Annotated in this window: 10 protein-coding genes; 5 read left to right on the forward strand and 5 right to left on the reverse strand. The window is 72.2% G+C overall.

Annotated elements, in window-relative coordinates; translation table 11 throughout:
* Window positions 1-1,758, forward strand: a 1,758-nt coding sequence (locus tag GPJ59_RS28895) for a tetratricopeptide repeat protein (protein WP_219670647.1), incomplete at its 5' end; no start/stop codon positions are given.
* A gap of 333 nt (window positions 1,759-2,091) precedes the next feature.
* Here GPJ59_RS28895 and GPJ59_RS28900 read toward each other — a convergent pair.
* Together GPJ59_RS28900 and mca are read right to left on the reverse strand one after the other, a co-directional pair.
* Window positions 2,092-2,337, reverse strand: a complete 246-nt coding sequence (locus GPJ59_RS28900; RefSeq protein WP_219670648.1) for a hypothetical protein — start codon at window positions 2,335-2,337, stop codon at window positions 2,092-2,094.
* Between the two features lie 2 nt (window positions 2,338-2,339).
* The gene (mca, locus tag GPJ59_RS28905) at window positions 2,340-3,221 is read right to left on the reverse strand and encodes a mycothiol conjugate amidase Mca (RefSeq protein WP_219670649.1); all 882 of its coding nucleotides are present in this window, start codon (window positions 3,219-3,221) and stop codon (window positions 2,340-2,342) included.
* A gap of 109 nt (window positions 3,222-3,330) precedes the next feature.
* On the opposite strand from mca, the gene GPJ59_RS28910 reads away from it, so the two are divergent.
* Complete coding sequence (locus GPJ59_RS28910; protein ID WP_219670650.1) at window positions 3,331-3,744, forward strand: DUF4307 domain-containing protein; 414 nt, start codon at window positions 3,331-3,333, stop codon at window positions 3,742-3,744.
* A gap of 258 nt (window positions 3,745-4,002) precedes the next feature.
* The gene (gene greA, locus GPJ59_RS28915) at window positions 4,003-4,500 is read left to right on the forward strand and encodes a transcription elongation factor GreA (RefSeq protein WP_219670651.1); all 498 of its coding nucleotides are present in this window, start codon (window positions 4,003-4,005) and stop codon (window positions 4,498-4,500) included.
* A gap of 92 nt (window positions 4,501-4,592) precedes the next feature.
* Here greA and GPJ59_RS28920 read toward each other — a convergent pair whose 3' ends face one another.
* From GPJ59_RS28920 to ilvA, 3 genes are all read right to left on the reverse strand, one after another.
* Complete coding sequence (locus GPJ59_RS28920) at window positions 4,593-5,468, reverse strand: ABC transporter permease (RefSeq protein WP_219670652.1); 876 nt, start codon at window positions 5,466-5,468, stop codon at window positions 4,593-4,595.
* Window positions 5,465-6,433, reverse strand: a complete 969-nt coding sequence (locus tag GPJ59_RS28925) for an ATP-binding cassette domain-containing protein (protein ID WP_219670653.1) — start codon at window positions 6,431-6,433, stop codon at window positions 5,465-5,467. Before GPJ59_RS28925 ends, GPJ59_RS28920 begins: the two co-directional genes overlap by 4 nt.
* A 110-nt stretch (window positions 6,434-6,543) precedes the next feature.
* Window positions 6,544-7,776, reverse strand: a complete 1,233-nt coding sequence (gene ilvA / locus GPJ59_RS28930; RefSeq protein WP_219670654.1) for a threonine ammonia-lyase — start codon at window positions 7,774-7,776, stop codon at window positions 6,544-6,546.
* Between the two features lie 190 nt (window positions 7,777-7,966).
* Here ilvA and GPJ59_RS28935 point away from each other — a divergent pair, with 190 nt between their 5' ends.
* On the forward strand, window positions 7,967-8,455 hold the full coding sequence (locus GPJ59_RS28935; protein ID WP_219670655.1) for a MarR family winged helix-turn-helix transcriptional regulator: 489 nt from the start codon (window positions 7,967-7,969) through the stop codon (window positions 8,453-8,455).
* A gap of 165 nt (window positions 8,456-8,620) precedes the next feature.
* On the forward strand, window positions 8,621-8,992 hold the full coding sequence (locus GPJ59_RS28940) for a sigma factor-like helix-turn-helix DNA-binding protein (protein WP_258025071.1): 372 nt from the start codon (window positions 8,621-8,623) through the stop codon (window positions 8,990-8,992).
* The last annotated feature ends 164 nt before the right edge of the window (window positions 8,993-9,156 follow it).

Below are 9,156 nucleotides of genomic sequence, written 5' to 3' on the forward strand. Positions count from 1 at the left end.
GAGCTGTGGCGGGCCGGCCTGGTCGACCGGGTGCGCGGCGAGCGCTACCGCATGCACGACGCCGTCCGCTCCTACGCCGCCGCCCGGCTCGCCGCCGACGAGGACCGGGCCGGGGCCGCGGCCGCGCACGAGCGGCTGATCCGTACGTACGCCCAGCTCGCCGACACCGTGATCGGGATGGTCGACGGGAGGACGTCGACCCGGGCCGGCACGTATCCGGGGTCGGGCGCCGTCGCCGGCCACGGATTCACCTCGCTCGACGCGGCCCTGCGCTGGCTGGAGGACGAGTCGAGCTTCATCACCGCGGCCCTGCGGCACGCCGAGGGCGTCGACCAGCGCGCGGTGCTGAACCTGCTGGGCGCCCTGTGCGACTTCTGCCTGCTGCGCGGCGACCTCTACCGGCTGGGCGAGATCGACGAGCTGGCCCAGGCCGTCCGTACGACGGGCCAGGCGCGGCTGGTCCGGTCGGTCCAGTGGCGTACGGGCATCGCCGCGCGGCAGCTGGGCGAGCTGGACAAGGCGCGCACCACCCTGGCCTCGGTGGTGGACCAGTACTTCGAGGACCGGCACGAGGCCGGGGCCGCGCGGGCCCTGGTCTCGCTCGGGATCACCCTGCACCACCAGGGCAACCTGGCCGAGGCGGCGGCGCGGATCAGCGAGGCGATCGCGCTCCAGGCCCCGCCGGAGCTGGCCGGCGACCGGGCGTGGGCCCTGCACGCCCTGGGCGCGGTGGAACGCGACCGGACCCGCGTCGCCGAGGCGCGGGCCCTGCTGGAGCGGTCCCTCGCGCTGCACCGGGAGAGCGGGAGCGTGCACGGCGAGGCGTGGGCGCACTTCCAGCTGGGCCAGGTGTTCCTGCGGACCGGAGACGTACCGCGGGCGGAGACGGAGCTGCGGCGGGCGCTCGACCTGTACGGGCGCACGCACGACGCGCGGGGCGAGGCGTGGGCGCTGACGCAGCTGGGGCGGGCCCGGGTGGTGGACGGCGATCCGGGGCCGGGAGTGGAGCGGCTGCGCGAGGCGCTGGCCCGGCACCGGGAGGCGGAGGACGCGCGCGGCGAGGCGTGGACGCTGTACCACCTCGGGCACGCGCTGGAGGAGCAGGGCGAACGCGATCCGGCGGTACGGGAGCTGGAACGGGCGCGGACGATGTTCTCGCGGATGCGGGACGTGTACGGGCTGGCGTGCGCGCGGCACCACTCGGGCCGGGTCACCCGGGACCAGCGGGCGGCGCTGACGGGGAACCTGCGCAACTCCGGTTTCGCGCGTCAGCTGCTCGTGGACGCGCGGGCGGACTTCCGGCGGATCGGCCTGGCGCACGGGGAGGCGTGGACCTGCCTGGAGCTGGCGGTGGTGGACGGCGGCAACGGCCGGCCGGCGCAGGCGGTGGCGCTGTGCGAGGCGGCGGTCGGGCTGTTCGCGTCGTACGGGGACCGGCGGGGCGAGGACTGGGCACGCTTCCTGCGCTGCACGCTGCTGCCGTACGCGTCACCGGGCGCGGGCCCGGAGACCGCCCGTGCGGAACTGGCGGCGCTGGCGGCCGCGACGCACCCGGCGCGTGACGCCCGGCTCACGGACTGTGCGGAGGCGTACGGGGTGATCCTGGCGCGTGGGGTGGACCCGGTGCAGGGCGACTGGCCGGGCTGGCGCCTGTCCCTGGTCCCGAACCGTCACTCCCGCGAGATCCTGGGCGTCCCGCCGGCGCCGGGGGGCGTTCCGCCCGCGGCGGAGTCGGGCGTCCCGCCTACGGCGGAGTAGGCGCCGGCGGGCCCTGGGGCCGGGTCACGGCGACCGCGGCGGCCCGAGGGCGGGCCGAAGCCGACGGGCAGCGCGGGGCCCGGGCCCCTGTGCCCGGGGCAGGGCCAAGGCCGGCGTACGGCCCGCGGCAGGGACGAGGCAGGGGGCTGGCCGCTGCGCGGGGCCCTTTCCCCACCCCGCCCCTTCCCGTTCCTGGGGCTCCGCCCCAGACCCCGCGCCTCAAACGCCGGCGGGGCTGGAAAGGCGCGCCCCGGGCCAGCCCCCCGCGCGACCCGTGCGGCGGCGACCCCAGGCCCCAGGCCAGGCCCTGCTCCAGGCCTGCCTAGGCCATGCCTATGCCTGCTTCGGCTTCGCCGACCCCGACCCCGCAGCCGGTGCGGACTCGGGCGACGGGTCCGGGGTCTCCTGGAAGTTCACCCGGCCCATGTGCCGGTTCATCGACTTCATCAGGGCCCACGCCCCCAGGGCGAGGGCCGCGAACACGATGAAGCCCAGGAGGCCGGGCGTCACCTTGTTCTTGTCGAAGGTGTCGCCGGCCAGCGGGAGGAGCTGGGCGATTGCTGCCTGGGTAGCGCTCATAGCTACGCATTCTCCCGGATGCCCGCGAAGAGGTCGGACTCGGGGAGGGACGTGTCCACGAGCGACTTCGCCAGCTCGTACTCCTCCGTGGGCCAGACCTCCTTCTGGAGCTCCAGCGGGACGCGGAACCAGCCGCCGTCCGGGTCGATCTGCGTGGCGTGCGCGATCAGCGCCTTGTCACGGATCTCGAAGAAGTCCGCGCACGGCACGTGCGTGGTCAGCGTGCGCTCCTTGCGCTCGAACTCCTTCCACCGCTCCAGCCACTCCCCGTACGGGGACTCCAGGCCGCGCTCCAGCAGCGCCTCGTGCAGGGCGATGGTGCGCGGCTTGTTGAAGCCCTGGTTGAAGTAGAGCTTCTGCGGCTGGTGGACGGGGCCGAACTCGTCCTCCGGGTACTTCTCGGCGTCGGCCGCCCCGTCGAACGCCACCATCGAGATCTTGTGGGTCATGATGTGGTCGGGGTGCGGGTAGCCGCCGTTCTCGTCGTACGTCGTGATGACCTGCGGCCGGAACGCGCGGATCTTCTTCACCAGCCGGCCGGCGGCCTCGTCCACGTCCTCCAGGGCGAAGCACCCCTCGGGCAGCGGCGGCAGCGGGTCGCCCTCGGGCAGGCCGGAGTCGACGTAGCCCAGCCACTCCTGGTCGACGCCCAGGATGTCGCGGGCCTCGTCCATCTCCTTGGCGCGGACCTCGTGGATGTGCTCCTCGATGTACTTGTCGCCCTGGAGCTTGGGGTTCAGGATCGAGCCGCGCTCGCCACCGGTGCAGGTCACCACCAGCACCGGGATCCCCTCGGACACGTACTTGGCCATCGTGGCGGCGCCCTTGCTCGACTCGTCGTCGGGGTGGGCGTGTACGGCCATCAGTCGAAGCTGCTCGGTCAAAACAGGATCCTCTGCGATTCGGCGCGATCGGCGGCTTCTATAGTGACCGAATCGGGGGACGGAAAATTCCGGGGGTCGCGGACCCCGAGTCCCCAGGAGAGGAAAGATCATGAGCTCGGTGCGCCAGGGCCTTCCCGAGGGCCGGTACGGCCGCTCGGCCGACGAGCGTGCGGACCGGAAGCTCAAGATCATCGGCTCGGTGCTGGGCGTCGCGCTGCTCGGCGCGGTGAGCTGGATCGGCTGGGACTACGTGGCCGGCGAGGCCGTGAGCGCCGAGGTGATCAAGTTCGAGGTGGCCTCCGACACCGAGGTGAAGATCCACCTGGAGGTCCGCAAGGACGCCGGGGTCGACGGGGTGTGCACGGTGCGCTCGCAGGACCGCGACCGCCGCGAGGTGGGACGGGCCGACTTCACCTTCGCGCAGCGCGCGGGCCGGGTGGACGAGGTGGTGGTGCTGCGTACGACGGCACGCGCGGACGCGGTCGAGCTGATCGGCTGCCAGGCCGCCGGACAGGCCCGCTGAAACGCCTCCCGGCCCACCCGCGGACCCACCCCGCAAAAACCCCTCCGACATCCTCTTTCACGGCTCTCACCAGGGGTTTCTCCTCCCCCGGCAGACGGCCGGAACACCGTACGCGGGCGCGTTTGCGTCAGCCCGTCCGCCGGGCAATGACACGATTCATACACACGGTGTCCTCCCCCTTTTCCGGCCGAATTGTTAGGCTCGTGGTTTCGCCCAGTGAGGCGGCTAAGTAGTCCCCTGTACCGACGAGGAGCACCTGTGACCCAGACGAGCGAGAGCGTCACCTGGCTGACCCAGGAGGCGTACGACCAGCTCAAGGCCGAGCTGGAGTACCTGTCTGGTCCCGCACGCACGGAGATCGCCACGAAGATCGCCGCCGCCCGTGAAGAGGGTGACCTGCGGGAGAACGGCGGTTACCACGCCGCCAAGGAGGAGCAGGGCAAGCAGGAGCTTCGGGTGCGTCAGCTGACGCAGCTCCTGGAGAACGCCAAGGTCGGCACCGCGCCCGCGTCCGACGGCGTGGTCGCGCCCGGCACCGTCGTGACGATCGCCTTCGACGGCGACCCGGACGACACGATGGAGTTCCTGCTGGCCTCGCGCGAGTACGCCTCCTCCGCCTTCGAGACCTACTCGCCGCAGTCCCCGCTGGGCAGCGGCGTCATGGGCAAGAAGACCGGCGAGGACGCCGAGTACGAGCTGCCGAACGGCAAGAAGGCCTCGGTCCGGATCCTCGACGTCAAGCCCTTCACCGGCTGACACCCCCCGGTCCCCCCGATCGCTACGAAGCCCCCGCCGGTTCGGACGTCCGATCCGGCGGGGGCTTCGGCGTTGCCGCAGGTACGGTACGGCTACGCGGTCGCCGAGCGGTACTTGCGGACCGCTAGGGTCCGGAAGCCCACGACGATCACGATCGACCACAGGATCGACGCCCACACCGGGTGCTGCATGGGCCAGGCCTGCGGGGCCTCGTAGCCCGGCGGCAGGTTGCCGAACAGCACGCGCGCGGCCTGCACGGTCGCGCTGAACGGGTTCCACTCGGCGATGTGCCGCAGGAAGGGCGGCATGTTGTCGGACGGCACGAACGCGTTCGAGATGAACGTCAGCGGGAACAGCCAGATCAGCCCGCCCGAGGTGGCCGCCTCCGGGGTGCGCACCGACAGGCCGATGAGCGCGCCGATCCAGGAGAAGGCGTACCCGAGCAGGAGCAGCAGGGCGAAGCCGGCGAGCACCTCCGGGAGGCTGGTGTGGGTGTGCCAGCCGACGAGCAGGGCGACGATCGCGAGGACGATCACGGTGAGCGTGGTCTGCACCAGGTCGGCCAGGGTGCGCCCGGTCAGCACCGCGCCCCGGGCCATCGGCAGGGAGCGGAAGCGGTCGATGAGGCCCTTGTGCATGTCGTCCGCGATGCCCGCGCCCGCACCGGCGGTGGCGAAGGTGACGGTCTGGGCGAAGATGCCCGCCATCAGGAACTCGCGGTACGCGGCGGGCGAGGTGCTGCCGCCGACACTGATCGAGCCGCCGAAGACGTAGCTGAAGAGCACCACGAACATCACCGGCTGGATCAGCCCGAAGATCACCACCTCGGGAATCCGGGCCATGCGGATCAGGTTGCGCTTGGCCACGACCAGTGAGTCGCGCGCCGACTGCACGACCCCGCCGCGCGGTCGCGGGACGGCCGGTCCGGGCGGCGCGGCGGTCGTCGCCGTCGTCGGGATCGCGGTCATCGTGTTGCCCCCTCGTCCTCGGTCAGGGCGGCCGCGTGGCCGGTCAGCGAGATGAAGACGTCGTCCAGGGTCGGGCGGCGCAGCCCGATGTCGTCGATCTCGATCCCCCGGCCGTCGAGCTCCCGGATGACCTCGGCGAGCAGCTTGGCGCCGCCGGTCACCGGGACCGTGAGCTTGCGGGTGTGCTCCTCGACCGTCGTCCCGCCCTTGCCGAAGCCGGCCAGCACCGCGCGGGCGTCCGCGATGTGCTCGCGGTCGTGCACGACGACCTCGACGCGCTCGCCGCCGGTCTGCGCCTTGAGCTCGTCCGACGTGCCGCGCGCGATGACCTTGCCGTGGTCGACCACGCATATGTCGTGGGCCAGCCGGTCGGCCTCCTCCAGGTACTGGGTGGTCAGCAGCAGCGTGGTGCCGCCGGCCACGAGCTCCTCGATGACGTCCCACAGGGCCTGGCGGTTGCGGGGGTCGAGGCCGGTGGTCGGCTCGTCCATGAACATCACCGGCGGCCTGACCACGAGCGCCGCCGCGAGGTCGAGGCGGCGCCGCATGCCGCCCGAGTAGGTCTTGGCGGTGCGGTCCGCGGCGTCGGCGAGGTTGAACCGCTCCAGCAGCTCGACGGCCCGGGCCTTCGCCGCCTTGGCACTCATCTGGTAGAGCTGGCCGACCATCTGGAGGTTCTCCCGGCCGGTGAGGTACTCGTCCACCGCCGCGAACTGGCCGGACAGGCCGATCGAGCGGCGCACCTCGTTGGGGTGCTTGAGGACGTCGATCCCGGCGACGGAGGCCGCGCCGCTGTCGGGCTGGAGGAGGGTGGTCAGGACGCGTACGGCCGTGGTCTTGCCCGCCCCGTTCGGGCCGAGCAGCCCCAGGACGGTGCCCTCGGGTACATCGAGGTCCACGCCGTCCAGTGCCCGTACGTCGCCGAAGGTCTTCACCAGGCCTTCGGCGTAGATGGCGCCTGGCATATGGATGCTCCCAGTGTGATACCGGTTGTTCCTGAGCAGATCCTATGGGTGGCCCCCGTCACACGCCCGGGCTAACGGGAAGAAGAACGGACCGGACGAAAGTCCGACGTCTAGTCCATCACCTTGTAGCCGGCGCCGTGCAGCGCCCGCGCCACCTCCCGGCAGTGCTCCGGCCCCTTGGTCTCCAGCCGCAGCTCCACCTCGACCTCCGTCAGCCCCAGGTGCGGGTCGGTCCGTACGTGGCTCACGTCGAGGACGTTCGCGTCGACCACGGACAGCACCGCCAGCAGCCCGGCCAGCGCCCCCGGCCGGTCGGCCACCCGCAGCCGCAGCGACAGGTAGCGGCCGGCGGCGGCCATACCGTGCCGCAGGATGCGCTGGAGCAGCAGCGGGTCGACGTTCCCGCCGGACAGCACGGCGACCACCGGGCCGGCCCCGTACCGCTCCGGCTCGCCGAGCAGCGCCGCGACCGGGCTGCACCCGGCCGGCTCCACGACCAGCTTGGCCCGCTCCAGGCACAGCAGCAGCGCGCTCGACAGGGCGTCCTCGGAGACCGTGCGCACCTCGTCCACCAGCTCGGCGATGATGCGGAACGGCACGTCACCGGGCCGCCCGACCTTGATCCCGTCGGCCATCGTGACCGGCTCGTCGATCGAGACCGGGTGCCCCACGGCCAGCGAGGGCGGGTAGGCCGCCGCGCCCGCCGCCTGCACGCCCACGATCCGTACGTCGGGCCGCAGCGCCTTGACGGCCACCGCGATCCCGGCAGCCAGTCCGCCGCCGCCGATGCCCACGACGATCGTGCGCACCTCCGGGCACTGCTCCAGGATCTCCAGGCCGACCGTGCCCTGTCCGGCGATGATGTCGCGGTGGTCGAAGGGGTGGATGAAGACCGCCCCGGTCTCCTCCGCGTACTCCTGGGCGGCCGCCAGCGTCTCGTCCACGACGTGGCCGTGCAGGCGCACCTCCGCGCCGTACTCCCGGGTGGCCGCGACCTTCGGCAGCGGGGCTCCGACCGGCATGAACACGGTGGCGTGGACCCCGAGCAGGGAGGAGGCCAGTGCCACGCCCTGCGCGTGGTTGCCGGCGCTGGCCGCGACCACGCCGGCGGCGCGCTGCTCGGGACGCAGGCCAGCGATGCGCACGTACGCGCCCCGCAGCTTGAAGGAGCCGGTGCGCTGGAGGTTCTCGCACTTGAGGTGGACGGGGGCGCCGACGAGGGAGGACAGGTACCGGCTGCCTTCCATCGGGGTGACCCGGGAGACGCCCGACAGCATCTTCTGGGCCCCTCGCACGTCGTCGAGGATCACCTGGGGGACGGGCAGCGGCACGCGGTAGTTCATGCCGCAAGTCTGGCAGCCGCGAGGGGCGAGTTCTCGCCATGCGGAAACCATTCGGCAGGTACCGGGACGAGTCGCGGGCGGGCCCGGAACGACCCGTACCAGTTCGCGAACGAGGCGTACGAGCCGCAGTCCAGCCGCGTACTCTGTCCCCCACCATCCTGTCGGACCCACGCGAAGAGAGCCCACGGCCATGCCCTCCAACCCGGCCAATTCCGATCTCCTCCTCGACGCGCTCCAGCACGAGGTGGCGGTGTTCGCCCGCCGGGCCGAGCAGACCCGCCTGGGCGGGGTCGGTCAGGCCCGCAACTCGATGGACCGCGCCGCCTACCTGCTGCTGAACCGCCTCGACCTGGAAGGCCCGATGGGCGTGAAGGCGCTGGCGGCCGGCATGGGCATCGACTCCTCGACGGTCACCCGGCAGGTCGCGCCGCTGGTCGACACGGGGCTGGTCAAGCGGACCTCGCACCCGGAGGACGGCCGGGCCGTCGTCCTGGCGCTGTCGCCGCGCGGGCTGTCCCGGCTGGAGGAGGTGCGCGCGTCGCGGCGCGAGCTGATGGCGCGGGTGACGGAAGGGTGGTCCCCGGAGGAGCGCGAGTCCTTCACGACGCTGCTGACCCGCTTCAACCTTTCGCTGTCGGAGCTGATGGGAGCGGTCGCGGAGGCCGGTCCCGCCTCTTGACCAAGGTGGTCCCGCAGCCCGCACTATGGCGCTGTGGACCAGCGATACGGGGGCATCGGCGGGTACGGCAGCGGTTACAGCGGCGACTGCGGCGGCGGCTACGGCGGCCAAGAGGGCGCGTACTACGCGGAGTTCGAGGCGTTCGTCGCGGGTGCGGGGCAGCGGCTGCTGCATCTCGCGACCCTGCTGACGGCCGAACCGAAGGACGACACGGCAGCCGCGCGCCGGCTGCTGTCCGGCGCACTGGCGCGGACGTACGCGGACTGGCGCAGGCTGCGCGCGGACGATCCGTACGCCGCGACGCGCGCCGAACTGTGCACGGCATTCGCGCGCAGCGCGTGGCGCCACCACAAGGGACGGGGCGGGGTGCTGTCCGCACTCCTCCCGCAGGAACGTCTCGTCGTGGTGCTGCGGCTCTACGAGGGCGTGGCGGAGGAACAGGTCGGCGCCCTGCTCGGGGTCCCGCCGGACCGGGTGCGGGCACTGAACCACCGCGCGATGTCCGCGCTGCGCCGTGGGCAGGGGGCGGCGGCGTGACGGCGGGGGCCGGGGGCCGTCTCTTATACACATATCCGAGCCCACGAGACCGGGGCTGGTCTCGGATGGCTTCTTTTGCTTGTAAAATAAGCAACCTAGAAGAAGCACTCCAATATATTATATCAATCACATTTTTAGCACTGACACAAAACAGTACAATACGT

The organism is Streptomyces bambusae (assembly GCF_019400985.1).
Taxonomy (GTDB): Bacteria; Actinomycetota; Actinomycetes; order Streptomycetales; family Streptomycetaceae; genus Streptomyces; species Streptomyces bambusae_A.

What these genes read in the sequence shown, in the direction of transcription:
- GPJ59_RS28900 (WP_219670648.1), bottom strand. Translation starts at nt 2,337, where the DNA reads ATGAGCGCTACCCAGGCAGCAATCGCCCAGCTCCTCCCGCTGGCCGGC.
- GPJ59_RS28910 (WP_219670650.1), top strand. Translation starts at nt 3,331, where the DNA reads ATGAGCTCGGTGCGCCAGGGCCTTCCCGAGGGCCGGTACGGCCGCTCG.
- GPJ59_RS28920 (WP_219670652.1), bottom strand. Translation starts at nt 5,468, where the DNA reads ATGACCGCGATCCCGACGACGGCGACGACCGCCGCGCCGCCCGGACCG.
- GPJ59_RS28925 (WP_219670653.1), bottom strand. Translation starts at nt 6,433, where the DNA reads ATGCCAGGCGCCATCTACGCCGAAGGCCTGGTGAAGACCTTCGGCGAC.
- ilvA (WP_219670654.1), bottom strand. Translation starts at nt 7,776, where the DNA reads ATGAACTACCGCGTGCCGCTGCCCGTCCCCCAGGTGATCCTCGACGAC.
- GPJ59_RS28935 (WP_219670655.1), top strand. Translation starts at nt 7,967, where the DNA reads ATGCCCTCCAACCCGGCCAATTCCGATCTCCTCCTCGACGCGCTCCAG.